The 16,836-nt window shown below is 63.2% G+C and carries 15 protein-coding genes; 12 read left to right on the top strand and 3 right to left on the bottom strand.

Features of this window, described 5'->3' with window-relative positions; genetic code table 11:
- The first annotated feature begins 264 nt into the window (after positions 1–264).
- The 7 genes from V7R84_RS05350 (at position 265) to V7R84_RS05320 (ending at position 8,730) form a co-directional block, all read left to right on the top strand.
- Positions 265–1,782, top strand: a complete 1,518-nt coding sequence (locus V7R84_RS05350; RefSeq protein ID WP_338572823.1) for a sugar ABC transporter ATP-binding protein — start codon at positions 265–267, stop codon at positions 1,780–1,782.
- On the top strand, positions 1,779–2,777 hold the full coding sequence (locus V7R84_RS05345) for an ABC transporter permease (RefSeq protein WP_338572822.1): 999 nt from the start codon (positions 1,779–1,781) through the stop codon (positions 2,775–2,777). The genes V7R84_RS05350 and V7R84_RS05345 overlap by 4 nt, the downstream gene beginning before the upstream one ends.
- Before the next feature lie 55 nt (positions 2,778–2,832).
- Positions 2,833–3,861, top strand: a complete 1,029-nt coding sequence (locus V7R84_RS05340; protein WP_338572821.1) for an ABC transporter substrate-binding protein — start codon at positions 2,833–2,835, stop codon at positions 3,859–3,861.
- A gap of 139 nt (positions 3,862–4,000) precedes the next feature.
- Positions 4,001–5,764 carry an L-fucose isomerase gene (locus V7R84_RS05335; protein ID WP_338572820.1) on the top strand — a complete coding sequence of 588 codons (1,764 nt, stop codon included), beginning with the start codon at positions 4,001–4,003 and terminating at the stop codon, positions 5,762–5,764.
- A gap of 137 nt (positions 5,765–5,901) precedes the next feature.
- Positions 5,902–7,299 carry a rhamnulokinase gene (locus V7R84_RS05330; protein ID WP_338572817.1) on the top strand — a complete coding sequence of 466 codons (1,398 nt, stop codon included), beginning with the start codon at positions 5,902–5,904 and terminating at the stop codon, positions 7,297–7,299.
- On the top strand, positions 7,296–8,285 hold the full coding sequence (locus tag V7R84_RS05325) for a LacI family DNA-binding transcriptional regulator (protein WP_338572814.1): 990 nt from the start codon (positions 7,296–7,298) through the stop codon (positions 8,283–8,285). The genes V7R84_RS05330 and V7R84_RS05325 overlap by 4 nt, the downstream gene beginning before the upstream one ends.
- 1 nt (position 8,286) lies before the next feature.
- Positions 8,287–8,730 carry an RbsD/FucU family protein gene (locus V7R84_RS05320; protein WP_338572811.1) on the top strand — a complete coding sequence of 148 codons (444 nt, stop codon included), beginning with the start codon at positions 8,287–8,289 and terminating at the stop codon, positions 8,728–8,730.
- A gap of 158 nt (positions 8,731–8,888) precedes the next feature.
- Here V7R84_RS05320 and V7R84_RS05315 read toward each other — a convergent pair whose 3' ends face one another.
- Positions 8,889–9,998 carry a right-handed parallel beta-helix repeat-containing protein gene (locus V7R84_RS05315; protein ID WP_338572809.1) on the bottom strand — a complete coding sequence of 370 codons (1,110 nt, stop codon included), beginning with the start codon at positions 9,996–9,998 and terminating at the stop codon, positions 8,889–8,891.
- A gap of 93 nt (positions 9,999–10,091) precedes the next feature.
- Positions 10,092–10,682, bottom strand: coding sequence for a maleylpyruvate isomerase family mycothiol-dependent enzyme (locus tag V7R84_RS05310; RefSeq protein ID WP_338572807.1), 591 nt, complete (start codon positions 10,680–10,682; stop codon positions 10,092–10,094).
- Between the two features lie 76 nt (positions 10,683–10,758).
- On the opposite strand from V7R84_RS05310, the gene V7R84_RS05305 reads away from it, so the two are divergent.
- The 3 genes from V7R84_RS05305 (at position 10,759) to cysE (ending at position 14,036) form a co-directional block, all read left to right on the top strand.
- On the top strand, positions 10,759–11,277 hold the full coding sequence (locus V7R84_RS05305; RefSeq protein WP_338572804.1) for a hypothetical protein: 519 nt from the start codon (positions 10,759–10,761) through the stop codon (positions 11,275–11,277).
- A 328-nt stretch (positions 11,278–11,605) separates the two neighbouring features.
- Positions 11,606–12,916 (top strand): ISL3 family transposase, encoded by a 1,311-nt coding sequence (locus tag V7R84_RS05300; RefSeq protein WP_338570219.1) that lies wholly within the window; start codon positions 11,606–11,608, stop codon positions 12,914–12,916.
- A 316-nt stretch (positions 12,917–13,232) separates the two neighbouring features.
- Entirely contained in the window at positions 13,233–14,036 is an 804-nt protein-coding gene (gene cysE / locus V7R84_RS05295; RefSeq protein WP_338572802.1) for a serine O-acetyltransferase, read from the top strand.
- 9 nt (positions 14,037–14,045) lie between these two features.
- On the opposite strand, the gene V7R84_RS05290 is transcribed toward cysE, so the two are convergent.
- On the bottom strand, positions 14,046–15,824 hold the full coding sequence (locus V7R84_RS05290; protein ID WP_338572800.1) for an acetyl/propionyl/methylcrotonyl-CoA carboxylase subunit alpha: 1,779 nt from the start codon (positions 15,822–15,824) through the stop codon (positions 14,046–14,048).
- A gap of 111 nt (positions 15,825–15,935) precedes the next feature.
- Between V7R84_RS05290 and V7R84_RS05285 the strand changes: the two genes are divergently transcribed.
- Entirely contained in the window at positions 15,936–16,427 is a 492-nt protein-coding gene (locus tag V7R84_RS05285) for an NUDIX hydrolase (protein WP_338572798.1), read from the top strand.
- A complete protein-coding gene (locus V7R84_RS05280) occupies positions 16,424–16,831 on the top strand; it encodes a hypothetical protein (RefSeq protein WP_338572795.1) in 408 nt (135 codons plus the stop codon). Before V7R84_RS05285 ends, V7R84_RS05280 begins: the two co-directional genes overlap by 4 nt.
- The last annotated feature ends 5 nt before the right edge of the window (positions 16,832–16,836 follow it).

Here is a 16,836-nt window from a genome sequence, read left to right as displayed (position 1 = left end):
CGGGTGGTCGTCCCTCATGGGCGGCCACCCGGTTTTTCATGTTCGACGCCGCCTGGGTGGAGGAAGGAACCGCTGCTTCTGGGGCGCCGTTGGAAATAGAAATCATGGCAGCGTTGCCATGTCGCTCTGACTAGGGGTTTTGCAAAAATGAGATAACCATTTCGTAACGCACTTGACGTGTCCCATGGAAATAATGCTAGCGTTAACATTCGCCGGGGTGGATACCTCGCGGACCTCGGCGGATCAGGACACGAAGGAGTGCAAGTGACGAAGCTGCTTGAGCTGAAGAACATCAGCAAGACCTTTCCCGGAGTCAAGGCACTGCACAACGTCAACCTCGATCTCGAGGCAGGAGAAGTGCTCGGCCTGTGCGGCGAGAACGGTGCTGGAAAGTCGACGTTGATGAAGATCCTCACTGGTATCTACACCGCCGACCCCGGGGGCGAGATCTGGCTTGAGGGTAGCCAGGTCGTGGTGGGTGGCGTGAACCACGCCCGGGAACTAGGTCTGTCCATCATTCACCAGGAACTGAATATGGTCCCCGACCTGACCGTGGCGCAGAATCTATACCTTGGCCGTCAGGGCAGCCACAGGGCGGGCTGGATCAACGACGCCAAACTGAACCGTGATGCTGCCGAACTCTTCGAGCGCCTCGGGATGGAGCTCGATCCGAGCGCCCGGATCGGGGACCTCTCCGTGGCCCGCCAGCAGATGGTCGAGATTGCGCGGGCACTGTCCTACAACTCCCGCATCCTCGTGATGGATGAGCCCACGGCCGCCCTGACCGTCGGCGAGACCAAGGCGCTTTTCGGGATGATCCGTGACTTCATCACCCCCGAGACCGGGCTGATCTATATCTCCCATCGGATGCCGGAGATCGAGGAGATCACTGACCGTGTCTCGGTGCTGCGCGATGGCCAGTACATCGGTACTGTGACAACCAAGGAAGTCGAGATGCGCGAGATCATCTCCATGATGGTTGGTCGCGAGGTTTCCGCTGAGGCGCGGCCCCGCACCACGGTGACCTCCGACGAGGTTTTGCTGAAGGTGGAGGGACTGGCAACTAAGAAACTGTTGCGCGACATCAGCTTCGAGGTCCGCAGGGGCGAGATCCTTGGATTTGCGGGACTGATGGGTGCCGGGCGCACGGAGGTGGCCCGTTGCATCTTCGGCGCTGATCCACGTACCGCGGGACGGATCGAAGTCAACGGCAGGCCGGTTAACATCCGCGAGTCTGCCGATGCCGTGCGAGCCGGGATTGGATACCTCTCGGAGGACCGCAAACAGTTCGGACTCCTGCTGGAGCAGGACATCAAAGCAAATACCGTCATGGCCGCGATGCGGGACTTCAACATAGGTGGCTTTGCACTCGATGGCAGGATCCGCACCGTCGGGCAGGAGTACAGCAAAAAGCTCCGTGTCAAAACCCCGAGCGTGAACCAGCTTATCGGGAAACTCTCGGGTGGTAACCAGCAGAAGGTCGTCATTGCCAAATGGCTCGTCCGTAATTGTGACGTGTTGATCTTTGATGAACCCACCCGCGGCATCGATGTCGGTGCCAAGGAGGAGATCTACGAACTCATCGAGCAGCTTTCCAAGCAGGGCAAGGCGATCATCGTCATCTCGTCCGAGTTGCCGGAGGTGCTTCGCCTGTCGCATCGAATCGCAGTCATGGCCCACGGCCACATCACCGGTTTTCTCGACAACGAGGAAGCTGCCCAAGAAAACGTCATGGAGCTGGCCACCGTTGGCAAGATCCAGTTGAAAGGAACCGCAGCGTGAGTACCAATGCCGCATCATCACCCCAGCAGTCGGAGGTCCTGCACTTCCTGAGGTCCTCGCTCCAGCAGCTGTTCGTCTTTGCAGCTCTGATCGTGGTTTTCGTCTTCTTCATGTTCTCCGTGAACAACTTTGGTCTGGGGATCATCCCCGACATCCTGTTGCAGTCCGCCGCCATCGGCACTATGGCCCTCGGAGCCACCTTCATCATTGCCACCGGTGGCATCGATCTTTCCGTTGGTACTGGCATGACTTTTTGTGCCGTGATGGCGGGCGTGTTCATGTCCAGTCAATTCATGGACCTGCCTCTCGGTCTCGGCCTGCTGCTGACCCTCCTCGTCGGTGTCGCACTCGGACTCGTCAACGGAATGCTGATCGCCTTTCTGGGCCTTCCTCCGTTCATCGCAACCCTCGCAATGATGATGGTTACCCGGGGTCTGTCGCTCATCATCTCGAAGTCCTCCTCGATCAAGATCGCAAACCCGGACTACTTCGCCATTGCCAACGGCGATCTGGTTCCCTTCCTGTCCAATGCGGCGCTGATCTTCGTCATTCTCGGTATCGCCGCGGCCGTACTGCTCAGCAAGACCCTGCTGGGACGCTACGCCCTGGCCATCGGCTCCAATGAGGAAGCCACCCGGCTGAGCGGTATCAACGTCAAGGTGTGGAAGCTGTTGGTCTACGTCATCGCGGGCCTGTTCACGGCCTTCGGTGCGATCCTCTATTCCGCGCGTTTCGGTTTCGTTCAGCCCGCCGAAGGTCTCGGCATGGAGCTGCAGGTGATCGCGGCGGTTGTGATCGGCGGTACTTCCCTCTCGGGTGGGCGCGCCAACATCGTCGGGACCATGACCGGTGCCCTTCTCATGATGACGCTGACCGTCGGGCTCCAGATGATGGGCGTCCAGCAGCAATGGCAGTTCGTCGTTACTGGTGTCGTCGTGATGCTCGCCGTCTATGCCGACATCCTGCGCCGCAAGCGGGCCGCAGCGGCCCTCTGAGCTTCTGACAAGAAGATTCGGGAGTCTATCTTCCGCCAACCGAAAGGAAACCATCATGCGCATGATGCGCTCCGCACTGGCGTTGTCGGCAGTGCTGGTCCTGGGCCTCGCGTCCTGCTCCACCTCCGGTGGCTCCGCCAACTCATCCGCTTCCAACACGGAGCCGGTGAGCGCGCCCTCCGTGTCCTCGTCCAACAGCGCCGATGTCCCCAAGGGTGACGGCACCAAGACCATCTACCTGGTCTCCAAGGGCTTCCAGCACCGTTTCTGGCAGGCTGTGAAGCAGGGCGCCGAGCAAGCGGGGAAGGAGTTCAACTACAAGGTTGAGTTCGTCGGTCCGGACAACGAGCAGGCAACGCAGCAGCAGCTCGACCAGCTCAAGACGGCTCTGTCCCAGAAACCCGCAGCCATTGGTTTCGCTGCCCTGGACTCAGGCTCGGCTGGTCCTGTGTTGGACGAGATCCAGCAGGCCGGTATCCCTATGGTCGCCTTTGACTCTGGTGTGGAGTCCAGCATTCCGAAGACCACAGTGTCCACCGACAACAAGGCGGCGGCGGCTGAGGCCGCCAAACACATGTCGGAACTGCTGGGTGGTAAAGGCACCGTCGGCATGGTCTGTCACGACCAGACCTCTGCCACCGGTAAGCAGCGTTGCGAAGGTTTCCAGGAATGGATGAAGGCCAACGCCCCCGACATCAAGCTGCTCGAACCCCAGTACGCCGGTGAGGTCGGCCAGGCAGCCAACACATCCAAGGCCATGATCACCGCGAACTCCGACATCACGGGCGTCTACGGATCCAACGAAGCCGCTGCGATTGGGGCGCTGCAGGGCGCGAATGAGTCCGGCAAGAAACTTACCGTGGTCGGATTCGACTCCGGTAAGGCTCAGATCGATGCAATCAAGGCGGGCAGCGAGGCGGGTGCCGTCACCCAGGCACCAGTCAAGATGGGGTACGAGACCGTGATCGCAGCCATCAAGGCCGCCAACAACAAGGAACTGCCGGCAACCATCGACTCCGGCTACTCCTGGTACGACAAGAACAACATCAGTGACCCGGTGATTGCTCAGAACCTCTACGAGTGATCCCCGTTTCTGCCGGGTGGGTACTGCCCGCCCGGCGGAAAGCTCTCTTTTGACCGATTCCCGCGTCTCGAAACCGTCAACTTCGGCACACCGGAATTGATCAATCCCGGTAATCACAATCGACATCAAGGAACAGCCCATGACGAACCATCCGAAGATCGGTATCCGCCCCATCATCGACGGTCGGCGCCGCGGGGTCCGCGAGAGCCTCGAGGACCAGACCATGAACATGGCCAAGCGCGTTGCCGCCCTGTACGAGGCGGAGCTGCGCTACATTGATGGCAACCCCGTCGAGTGTGTCATAGCCGACTCCACGATCGGTGGGGTGGCCGAGGCACAGGCCACCGCCGAGAAGTTCCGCCGCGAGAACGTTGGCCTCACGCTGTCCGTGACCCCCTGCTGGGCGTACGGAACCGAGACCATCGACATGGACCGCACCATCCCACACGCCATCTGGGGCTTCAACGGTTCGGAGCGTCCGGGCGCGGTCTACCTGGCCGCCGCGCTCGCCGGCCACACCCAGCTGGGCATCCCCGCCTTCGGTATCTACGGCGAGCACGTGCAGGACGCCGACGACGAGACCATCCCCGACGAGGTGCGGCAGCGGCTGCTCGACTACGCCGTCTGCGGCCTCGCTGTCGCCCAGATGAAGGGACGCTCCTACCTGTCCATGGGTGCGGTCTCGATGGGCATCGCGGGTTCCGTGGTCAAGGATGAGTTCTGGACCAAATACCTGGGCATGCGCAACGAATACATCGACATGAGTGAGTTCGCCCGCCGCGTGAACGAGGAAATCTATGACGTTGAGGAGTACGAGAGGGCGCTGGCTTGGGTGAAGGAGAATTTCCACCAGGGTGAGGACGCCAACCCGCCGCACAATCAGAAACCCGAGCGGCACGACGACTGGTGGGCCTACTCGGTCAAGATGACCCTCATTGCCCGTGACCTCATGGCCGGCAATCCTCGGCTCGCGGAAAAAGGCTGGGGGGAGGAGGCGCTCGGGCGTGGCGCCATCGCCGCCGGTTTCCAGGGGCAGCGGCAGTGGACCGACGGGTTCCCCAACGGTGACCTGATGGAGACCATCCTCAACACAACCTTCGACTGGAACGGCACCCGCGCTCCCCACATCCTGGCCACCGAGAATGACTCCCTCAACGGCGCCTCGATGCTCTTCAACCACCTGCTCACCAACACCTCCCAGCTGTTCAGCGATGTGCGTACCTACTGGAGCGCCGACTCCGTTGAACGTGTCACCGGGCACAGGCTCGAGGGCCGGGCTGCCGGTGGCATCATCGATCTGCGCAACTCCGGGTCCACCACCCTCGATGGCACCTTCGCTGCGGTGCGTGACGGTCAGCACGTCATCAAACCCTGGTGGGAAGTCACCGAGGAGGACCAGAAGGCCATGCTGGAGGGCACCACCTTCCACCCGGCCACCTATGAGTACTTCCCCGGCGGAGGCATGTCCACCCATTTCCGTTCTGCCGGTGACGTGCCCGTCACGATGTGTCGCATCAACCTGGTGGACGGACTCGGTCCTGTCCTTCAGATTGCTGAGGGTTGGACCGTGGAACTGCCTGACGAGGTCGCCACCGTCATCGAGAACCGCACCGATCGCACCTGGCCCACCACCTGGTTCGTGCCGAACCTGACCGGTGAAGGCCCGTTCACCTCCGTCTACGACGTGATGAACGCCTGGGGCGCCAACCATGGTGCGATCAGCTATGGCCACATCGGGGGCCGCCTCATCACGCTGGCCTCCATGCTGCGCATCCCTGTCAACATGCACAACGTTCCCGCCACGCAGGTCTTCCGACCGAAGAACTGGCTCGGTTTCGGCACTGCCGACCTGGAGGGCGCTGACTATCGCGCCTGTGCCCAGCTTGGCCCGCTGTACGGCTGAGCCACGCTTTTCTTGCACGGGGATCACCGCGAGAACCCGAGATCGCGGTGATCCCCGTGCAAAGATGCCTATACAACGACCAAAGTTGTGTTGTCAACGCTAACGTTTGTTCAGAGTCAGTTTTTCAGGAGAGTCCCGTGACCGCCACAGCCCTAGCCGTAGACCTTGGTTCCTCCTCCGGGCGAGTGATCGCGGGGGTACTGGAGGACGGTCGCATCACTGAGACCGAGGTGCACCGTTTCCCGCATGCTGCCGCGATGCGCGACGGCTACTTGTGTTGGGATCTCGACCTGATCCAGCAAGAGATGATCAAAGGCCTGCAGGTGGCCGTCAAACGGTTCCCCGGGGCGGCCAGCGTGAGCATCGATACCTGGGGCGTCGACTGGGTTGCTCTCGGCACGGACGGTGAGCCCCTCACCCCGGGACGCTGCTACCGAGATGACCGCACCAGCCGCACCCTCGCCGCCTTCCGGGAGAAACTGCCCGATGAGAGGGCATGGGAACTGACCGGGACGGCACCTGCCACCATCAATTCCGTGAATCAGCTGTTTGCTTACCTCAGTGAAGAGCCTCACTCGGCAGCGCGTACCGAGCAGATCCTGTTCCTGCCCGACTGGTTCACCTACCTGCTGACGGGCATCCGCGGTTGGTCGCGTTCCATCGCATCCACCTCCGGACTGTGTGCCCCGGGCGTGAATGACTGGGCTGGCGAGGTCTTCGATGCCCTCGGGATCCCCCGATCCTGGGTGGGGAAGCTGACTCCTGAGTACGGCATCGCGGGTCCTTGTGCCATTCCCGGACTGGAGCAGCTGACTGTGGTGCGGGCTGGCGCCCACGACTCCGCCTGCGCGGTCGCAGCCCTGCAACGCGACAAGGGCGTCACATGTTTCCTCTCAGCAGGGTCGTGGTCGGTGCTGGGTGTGTTGCGTGACGAGCCATTGCTCGGCGAAAAGGCCCGTGCCCTGGGACTGACCAACGAGGCACGCGCCGACGGGGGCGTGCGTCCCCTGTTCAATATCACTGGGTTGTGGATCCTCCAGGAGTGTCAGCGCGACTGGCAGAGGGCAGGGCAGGTCCACGACATTGTCGCCTTGGTCGAGGCCGCCCACCGGGCCGATTCTCTGGGGGTGGTGATCGACCCGGACGATTCTCGGTACGCGCACCCTGGGTCCATGGTGGAACGTGTCACCGAGGCTCTCCAGGCTGGGGGAGCCCCGGCGGATATCAGCCAGGGGCAGCTCGTCAGGGCGTTGTGCGAGTCCTTCGCAGAACGCTACGCCCGAGGAGTGAGGGACCTGGCAGCACTCACCGGCCAGGCCCCGACGCAGCTGAACCTCGTCGGCGGTGGGTCTCGTAACACTCTGCTGTGCGATCTGACCGCGCGTTCCCTCGGAGTTCCCGTGCTCGCGGGACCCGCGGAGGCCTCCACACTTGGTTCGCTGCTGGGGCAGTTCGAGATCACCGGGGCACTCGACCCAGCCCGCAGGAACGACGTCATCGGCGCCACCGCTGAGACCAGGATCCACCGACCATGAAGTTCAGTGCCCGCCGCGCCCGGCTCTCTGATGTCGCGAAACTTGCCGGGGTCTCCAGCCAGACCGTGTCCCGGGTGGTGCGCGGCTCCAGCGTCGTGGCGCCGGAAACCCGGGAACGGGTGCTGGCCGCCGTCGAGGAGCTCGGGTACCGTCCCAACCTGGCGGCCCGGTCGCTGTCGAACCGTCGCACCGGTGTCATCCACGTCGTCAACGCCACTCCGCTGTTCGGCGGGCACGCGCGCACCTTCTTGTCGATCGTCTCGGAACTCGGGCGACTCGGTTATCAAACTTCGGTGGCGGGCAGTCCCAAGGACCAGCGCCCCACTCTGGACCAGCTCGTGCCGCTCGGTGTGGACGGGATCGTGGTGCTGGGTGGTCACGCCCAGTCCGCGGACCTCGTCTCGGTGGTGCATGGGCGGATACCGGCGGTGTTCGTTGGGCAACGGTTCGATCTCCCAGACGACGTCGCTAGCGTCGCCATCGACCAGGACGCGGCGGCCCGGAAGGCCACCAATCACCTAGTGGAGCTGGGACGCCGGCGACTGATGCACATCTGTGGTCCCTCCGACTGGTTTGACGCCCATGAACGTCGCGATGGCTTCAATGCGGCCTGTCGGGAAGCTGGGATCGAACCGACAAAGGTCTCGGCCAATTCATGGGAGGCCCGTAGCGGCTACGTCCTCGGGGAACACTTTCCCAGCGATATCGATGGGCTTTTCGCCAGCAACGATCATCTGGCGCTCGGAGCGCTGCGCTGGCTGGTGGAACACGGTCGGAATGTTCCCGGAGACGTGGCGGTGGTCGGCGTTGACGACGTTGACGGAGCGGACAGTTTCCTGCCGCCTTTGACCACCATCCGGCAACCGCACCAGAAAGTGGGGGCCTGCGCGGTGGGGCACTTGGCCGACCTGATCGCCGGTGGGCCAGCGAGACACACACTCCTTGCCCCCGAACTGATCATCCGAGAATCCACGAAAGGACACTGACATGCTGTACGGACCCATGACCCATCCCGGGTTGCTCGCGGCGCTGGGACGCAGCGGACACAGCGGCAAGCTCCTGATCACCGATGGCAACTACCCGATCGCCAGCGGCGCACCCGCGGCGGCGGAACGTATCTTCTTGAACCTTGCGCCCGGACTGCTCGACGTCACCCGGATCCTCGAGGTACTGAAACGCACCATCCCCATCGAACGTGCCGGATTGATGGTGCCCGCTGCGGACGCGGTGGGCGTTGAGGCCCCGGAGGTGATCCCAGCCCACGATGAATACCGGGCTGCCCTGCCCGGCGTGGCCTTCGATGAGATTCCCCGCTGGGACTTCTATGACGCCGCGAAAGCCGAGGATGTCACCGTCGTCATCGTCTCGGGCGACCAGCGGCTCTACGCCAACCTGCTGCTCACGATCGGGGTGCGTGCCCCAGGCACATGACGACAAGCCGAGAAGGTTTTCTCCTGGTGCTGGTTCAGCAGAACCTCAGTGAGCCGGTCGTGTCGAACTCATGTGGCGAGCCAGCCGATGGTGTTCGTGGCTGACGGTATGGACGGGCGACCGGGGGAGGGGAGCCCCGGTCGCCCGTTGTAGCCATGTCAGGAATTGGTGACCGAACCGCTCACCTCCCCCTCCACCGCGCCTCCGTTGGCGGACGCAATGGTGATCGCCGAGCTGCTTCCTGCTGTCGCACCGCCGGTGATGGTGGTGCCGTCCAAGGTCAGGTGCAGCGTGGCTCCGTTGCTTCCGGTCTTGCCCCAGCGGTCCTCATCGGCCTTGACGCCGACCGAAGCGTTGGAGGTGATCTCCACATTCGTGAGGGTTGCAGAGGTGGTGGTGTTGGTGGCGTAGAGCACCGCGTCCGTACCGTTCGCGGTGAGTTTCGTGTCGGTCATCGTGAACGTGGACTGGGTGGCTGTGGCGTCCTTGTCGTGTGCGTCTCCGCTGAAGGACTGGTAGAGCATCACGGCCTTCTTGCCGCTGGAAGTGACCGTGGAGTCGGTCAGGGTGGCGGAGTGCGCTCCGCGCGTGTGGATGGCCACGTTCTCGCCGGTGATGGCTCCCTGGTAGGTGGCGTGCAGGCCACGCGAAGAGTTCGCGTGGGTTTCGATGGTGGTCTGTTGCACCGCGGCGGTGGCGCCGCCGGTGGCCACGATACCGTTCGACCCGGACGACTGGGTGGTGATGGTCGTGTTTTCCACCGTCACATTGGATCCCTCGCCGGCCACCAGCACCGCGGAATTGAATCCGTAGAAGTTCGACTGCTCCTCGTTGGAGGTATCCCCGGATTTGGTGATCTCTGCGTTCCTGATGGTCAGGCTGCCACCGTTGACCACGAGGAAGACGGCCTGGTCGGCGGTGGTGGAGGAGTAGGTTCCGCCGTCGATCACCGCGTCGATGCCGTCAACGACGTAGGCCCCGGACAGGGTCGTGGATTTGCCATCAATGGTCACGCTCACCCGGCTGGAGGTCAGCTCAGTGTTCGTGTCGGCTGCGGTACTCGCCGCCGAGGTGGCCCCGGTGCTGGAGTCGGTCGCGGTTCCCATGGAGATGGTCGAGACATTCGCGGCTGACGCTGTGCTGCTCACCGAGGCGGGTTCCTCCGCCTTCACGTCGCTCGCGTTTACGCACCCGACGAGGGTCCCGGCTGCCAGCAGGGCTGCTGCGGCGAGCCCCGCGAACCTGACCGTGAGTTTCCTGAATCCCATTGCTGTCCTGCCTCTCGGTTTCGTCCCTTGGGAAGAATTCTTGGGCTCGCAACGATGGGTTTCCCTGAGAAACCGGTGCGTTTCCTGTGAACGTCAGAGGTTCACGATCTCCACCTGGGCGGCCTCGGTACGCCCGTACATCCACATCAGCAGTTCACCGGGTTCGCCTGTGATCTGTTTGGCGACAGGGCCGCGCCCGATCTTCCCGCGGCCACCCTGTGGGGTGCGGAACTCCCAGGAAGCGAACGGGTGCAGCTCCCAGGAGGCTTTCCTGAGGCGCCGCCACAGGGCTTCGGCCAGGTCGGGGGAGATCTCCTGTCTGGGCAGCCGGTTCGGGCGGCGCACGTCCTCGGTGTGGATGAAGTATTCGCCGAGGGAGTGCCGGTGATCCTCCCGGGGGTCGGTCGGCATGCAGGCGAAGGACGCTGGGCCGGTGCGGATCTCCTCGATCAGCCCGGCGTAGGAGAACCGTTCCTTTGTCCGCCGGATCTCCCGGTCTGTGAGCCACGAGAATGGCGGCAGCAGCATCCCCGCCCAGGCGAGGGGCCTGTGGTTCAGGATCCAGATGTGCGCGGCGAGATCGAAGGCGTTCCAACCCGAGCACAGCGTCGGGGCATCCGGGGCAACCATGGACAGCACGCGACAGAACTCGTCGCGCTGGGCATTACGCAACTCTGCGGTCATGCAACCAAGCTTACCCGGGGGTTGTAGTAGGTATGCGTATGCTTGGCGGATACTCAAGGTAGGAACATCGAAGTTCATGGGAGTCGTGATGGCTACAGGACGAACACCCTGGTTTGCCGGGCTTTTATTTGCCAGTTCTGCCGTGTTGGGGTTGAGCTCCTGCAGCGGGGGGCAGACGCAGACTGCGCCTTCCCCCGAGGCAAGCGCCGAAACCTCCCAGGCGACGCCAAACGCCGCAGAGTCATCTGCGGCCAGGGAATCTAACGGTCCGAACGATCCCTTGGCCTCGGAACTGGCCAAGGGTAAGGAAGTGCCCGCAACTTGGCCCTCAGAGCTGCCGCTTCCAGAGAATGAAACACTCATTGTCGTCAATGACATGGCAAACCTCATATCCCTCAAATGGAGCGTGAAGAGCCAGGAATCATACACAAAGCTGGTCGAGCAGTACCGACAGCTTCCCGGCTGGCAGGAGAAGACGTCCTCCTACAAGATTCCCAACATGGAACGGGCTGAATTCGTCAAGGACAATCTGCGCGTCTCGATCTCCTACAGCTCGCAGGGTATGCAGTTGCTGGATCTGTCCCTGTATAAATAAGAAACTTTTCGGGCTTGAAATTGCGCGTGAAAGTGCATGAACACCTGCTCTCTGTTTCTATAGTAGAGGGTGGCTGTCAGCTTTTATGAAACGTAAAAATCATATGCAGGTAAGGTGTCGCTCCTTGGGGGTTTGGAAGAAGAATGGATTTTCTTCTCCCTGTCATTGCGAGTGTCGTGCAGCGAAGAAATCGATTGACGAATCGTGCTGTAATCGGGCTCTTCGCAGATGAGTGGGTAGCTGGCTGAGCGCGTCGGTGCCGGGATGAGGGTCGAGGCCTTCCGATGATGGAAGTTCTCACACTGACCATCTGTTGGAAGACCTCGACGTGCTCCATGCTACCTTCGTGACCCCTGACCTGACTGTGTTCTGCCGTCTCGACGAGCTCGGCCTCGTGGCCGTCGGCCAGCGGCTGGCCCCGGATCGGGCGGTGATCGAGTGCCGGGTCGCTGAACCAGATCCGTGGTGCCGGGGCTGCGGCAGCAGGGCGCTCTCCCGCGGGACGGACACGCGACAGCTCGCGCATGAGCCGTTCGGGTACCGCCCGACCATGCTGCTGGTCCGCGTCCGCCGATACAAGTGTTTTGGGTGCGGGCGCTCCTGGCGCGAGGACCTCACTGCTGCGGCGGCGGAGCGGGCGAAGCTGTCTCGTCGCGGGATGCGGTGGGCGCTGGAAGGGATCGTGATCGACCACCTCACTGTGTCCCGGGTCGCCGCAGGGCTGGGGGTGTCCTGGCACACGGCCAATGATGCGGTCCTCGCCGAGGGACGCCGCGTGCTCATCGATGACCCCGGCCGGTTCGACGGGGTTCGGGTGCTCGGCGTCGACGAGCACGTCTGGCGCCACACGAGGTCCGGGGACAAGTACGTCACCGTCATCATCGACCTCACCCCGGTGCGTGAGAAGACGGGCCCCTCGCGGCTGCTGGACATGGTCGAGGGGCGCTCCAAGAGCGTATTCAAGACCTGGCTCGCCGCCCGAGTCCAGGGTTGGCGGGACGGGGTCGAGGTCGTCACGATGGACGGGTTCACCGGGTTCAAGACCGCCGCCAGCGAGGAGCTGCCCGACGCGGTGACGGTGATAGATCCATTCCACGTCGTCCGTCTTGCCGGCGACGCGCTGGACCAGTGCCGTCGCCGGATCCAGCGCGACGTATTCGGGCGGCGGGGCCGGAAGGACGATCCGCTATACAAGGCCCGCCGCACCCTCCACACCGGCGCCGGCCTGCTCACCGAGAAGCAGCAGACACGCCTGAAAGCACTGTTCGCCGACGAGCAGCATGTCGAGGTCGAGGCGAGCTGGGGCATCTACCAGCGGATGGTCACCGCCTACCGGGAACCCGACCGCAAACTCGGAAAGTTCCTCATGCAGTCCGTCATCGACTCGCTGACCACTAGTGTCCCAAACCGGCTCGTCGAGCTGCGCCGCCTCGGCCGCACCCTGAAGCAGCGCGCCGCCGACATCCTCGCGTTCTTCGACCGCCCCGGCACCAGCAACGGCCCCACGGAGGCAATCAACGGCCGCCTCGAGCACCTCCGCGGATCGGCCTTGGGGTTCCGGAACCTGACGAACTACATCGCCCGGTCGCTGCTTGAGACCAGCGGCTTCAGGAACCACCTACACCCTCATTTGCGATGAGCCTGTAATCGGATTAATTAGAAATGCTCGTTCGAGTGGGACGTGTGCGGTGTGGATGTAATCCGTGCGGGTGGAATAGCACCCATGATCCTGCGGGTGTCGAAAAAGAAGTAGGGCCAGCAGGCGCTCTCCAAGAGAGTTGTAGCTTCCGGGTATGAGGATGCCAGGGCTTGTGCGCGGTCATCTTTGAGCTCGCTCTTGGCAGTTGATGCGCAGCTTGGCGCATGCCCTGTGAATGATGGTCAAGGTATGTGCATCCCGTGGGCGACGTAGGCTTCTACTAGGCTGACAGCCACTCGACCGACTTGGAGAAGCAATGGATCCTGCACGTATCGTCGCCGACCACCTGATCTGGGAATCCATCCGTGCCGAGTGCGCTGAAGCGGCCGCCAACGAGCCACTACTGGCCGGGTTCCTATCGCACGTGGTGCTCAGTCAGCCCGACCTGGAGACCGCCCTGGCTTACATCCTTGCCGCCAAACTCGACAATGCCACCCTCCCGGCCCTCAGCCTTCGTGACATCATTCTCGACGTGCTGCGCGACGAGACGTGCATCCAGAACGCCATCCGCGCCGATCTGCAGGCCGTGGTCCACCGCGATCCCGCCGCCGCTGGATACGCCAACCCGCTGCTCTACTTCAAAGGCTTCCACTCCATCCAGGCCTACCGGGTGGCGCATTCCTACTGGGAACGTGACCGTCACTGCTTGGCCCTGTACCTGCAGTCGCGGATCTCGGAAGTGTTCGCCGTCGACATCCACCCGGCAGCGCGGATCGGCAAGGGGATCATGTTCGATCACGCCACCAGCGTGGTGATCGGCGAGACCGCTGTGGTGGAAGATGATTTTTCGATGCTCCACGAGGTCACCCTCGGCGGCTCCGGCAAGGAGGGCGGCGATCGCCACCCCAAGATTGGACGTGGCGTCATGATCGGAGCAGGAGCCAAGGTGCTTGGCAACATCCGGATCGGGGCGGGCGCAAAAATAGGTGCGGGTTCAGTGGTGCTGAAAGACGTCCCCCCACACACCACGGTCGCAGGAATCCCCGCCAGGGTGGTCAGCGTGCCCAGCGCAGCACTGCCTGCCCTCGACATGGATCAGTTCCTGCCATCGGCGCAGTAGCGATCAGAGCTACTCCGGGTCGATGATCTCACAGACCACGTCCCCAGCATTGACGGGCTGTCCTGGGGCGGAGGCTATCCTCACAACCTGACCGGGCCGGTGAGCGGGCAGCGGTTGTTCCATCTTCATAGCCTCGATGACCGCTACGACTTGGCCTTCCTCGACAACCTCGCCCTCCTGGACGGAGAGTTTCACAACGGTTCCCTGCATGGGACAGATCAGGTTGTTTCCGCTCGGGGCGGAGACCTTGGCGCCGCCGCGGTCGCGACGGGTGGGGCGTTTCGGGGTCTTGCTGCGGGCCTCGGGACGGGCCCCGAAACCGGCGGGCAGCTTCACCTCCATGCGGCGCCCGTTGACCTCCACGGCGATCACCTCCGGTTCGCCCAGGTTCTCGGGTTCACCTAGCACTCCCGTGTAGGCGGGAATCTCGTTGGTGAACTCGGTCTCGATCCAGCGGGTGTGAACCCTGAAATCGTTGTTGGCAGCCACGAAATCGGGCTCCTCCAGCAGAACCTGGTGGAACGGGACAACCGTCGGCATTCCCTCGACCTGCAGTTCGCCCAGGGCACGCCGCGCCCTGGCCAGGGCCTGGGTGCGGTCTGCGCCGGTGACGATGAGTTTCGCCACGAGCGAATCGAAGGCTCCCGGAACAGTCATGCCCGAGTGATAGCCCTCATCGACACGGATTCCGGGACCAGTGGGGGCATGCCACTTGACCAGGGTACCGGGGGCGGGCATGAAGCCGCGCCCGGCGTCTTCGGCGTTGATGCGGAACTCGATGGAGTGGCCGTGGATCTCGGGGTCGTCGTAGCCCAGCTCCTCGCCCTCAGCGATGCGGAACATCTCTCGCACCAAATCCAGTCCCGTGACCTCCTCGGAAACCGGGTGCTCCACCTGAAGACGAGTGTTGACCTCCAGGAAGGAAATGGTTCCATCGAGGCCGACGAGGAACTCGCAGGTCCCCGCTCCGACATACCCGGCCTCCTTCAGGATGGCCTTCGACGAACTGCGCAGCAGCGTTTCCTGTTCCGGGCTGAGGAACGGCGCTGGTGCCTCCTCGACAAGCTTCTGGTGCCGTCGCTGCAGTGAGCAGTCACGAGTGGAGACCACCACCACGTTGCCGTGCGCGTCGGCCAGGCACTGAGTCTCCACATGTCGGGGTTTGTCCAGGTAACGTTCCACAAAACACTCGCCGCGTCCGAAGGCGGTGATGGCTTCCCGGGTTGCAGAGTCGAACAGCTCGGGGATCTCCTCGAGGGTGCGAGCCACCTTGAGACCGCGACCGCCACCTCCGAAGGCAGCCTTGATGGCCACAGGCAGGCCATGTTGTTCCGCGAAACGCACCACTTCTGCGGCGTCGGCGACGGGGTCCGGGGTTCCCGGCACCTGTGGGGCGCCCACTTTCTGGGCGATGTGGCGGGCCTTGACCTTGTCTCCCAGGCTTTCGATGGCCTCGGGTGGGGGACCTATCCACTTCAGGCCCGCGTCCATGACGGCTCTGGCGAAGCTGGCGTTCTCGGCCAGAAAACCGTAGCCCGGGTGCACAGCGTCGGCGCTGGAGCGACTCGCCAGGTCGAGGACTTTCTCCACGTTCAGATAGGTGTCCGCGGGGGTTGCCCCGCCCAGGGCGAAGGCCTCGTCCGCGAGCCTCACGAACAGCGAATCCGCATCGGAGTCGGCATACACAGCAACCGAAGCGATGCCCGCGTCGTGCGCGGCCCGGATCACCCTTACTGCGATCTCCCCACGGTTGGCGATCAGAACCTTCGAGATGACCCCGCTGTTCACCTTCTGCCTCCTCCGGTAGAACCTCTTCGGCGGATTCTACTGGCAACCATGAACCTGTGCCCGTCCACCGTAACCAGGCGCGACTTCCGCAGCAGAGCCTAGGATTGAGCCATGCCGACACCTCAGTTCATCCTCGAACTGCGCCGCCACATCGGGAATGAACCCTTGTGGCTGAGCGGAGCCAATCTGGTGGTATTGCGAGAAGGAGAGACCGGGCCGGAGGTGCTGCTCGGCCGCCGCTCCGATGATGGCAACTGGGCTGCGATCTCCGGGATCGTCGAACCAGGCGAGAACCCTGCCGACACGGTGGCGCGGGAAGCCCGGGAGGAGGTCTGCATCGAGGTGGAAGTGGAGCGGATGCTGTGGCTGGATGTCATGGACGAGGTCATCTTTCCCAACGGGGACCGTTGCCGTTTCCTGGATCACGGGTTCCGGGGTCGGCTGGTGGGCGGCAGCCCCGGGATCGGCGACGGCGAACTCAGCGACTTCGGTTGGTTCCCGGTAGACCGGCTTCCGAGCCCGCGGCAGGCACGTTTGGCGGAGCAGGTGCGTATCTGTCTGGAGGATCCCTGCGACGTTGTGCTCGGGTTGGGGAGCCGATGAGAAGAACGGCTACGGGAGTGCTGGCATTCCTGGCACTCGCGGGCTGCACCACCCCGCCGCCGCAGCCGGCCACTCCGGAGGTCAGCTGGAGCGCCAGCGCCCCAGCTGATGGTGCCACCTTGACCCAACTCGGGTTCAGCAACGGCCCGACCGACCTCTGGCTTCCCTCCGGGGTGGTGATTCGCGACCGCATCGATCTGGAATCCAATGTCACCGTGACCATCACGTCTCCCGGTGGGGCAGAACTCGCTGCCTGGTTGAGACGAAATCTGCCCGCAGCCGGATTTGAGATCACGGCTGACGGGCAGGACTCGTTGTTGTTCCGGCGCGGTCAGTGGCAGGGAGCCTTCACCGTCACCGCTGAGCTCTCGGCACTTTCGCTGCGCACCGATCGCGAACAGTGACGGAT

The sequence above is a fragment of the Arachnia propionica genome (genome assembly GCF_037055325.1).
Taxonomy (GTDB): Bacteria; Actinomycetota; Actinomycetes; order Propionibacteriales; family Propionibacteriaceae; genus Arachnia.
Note: the sequence above shows the minus strand (reverse complement) of the source record. Positions and strands in the feature narration are given on the sequence as shown.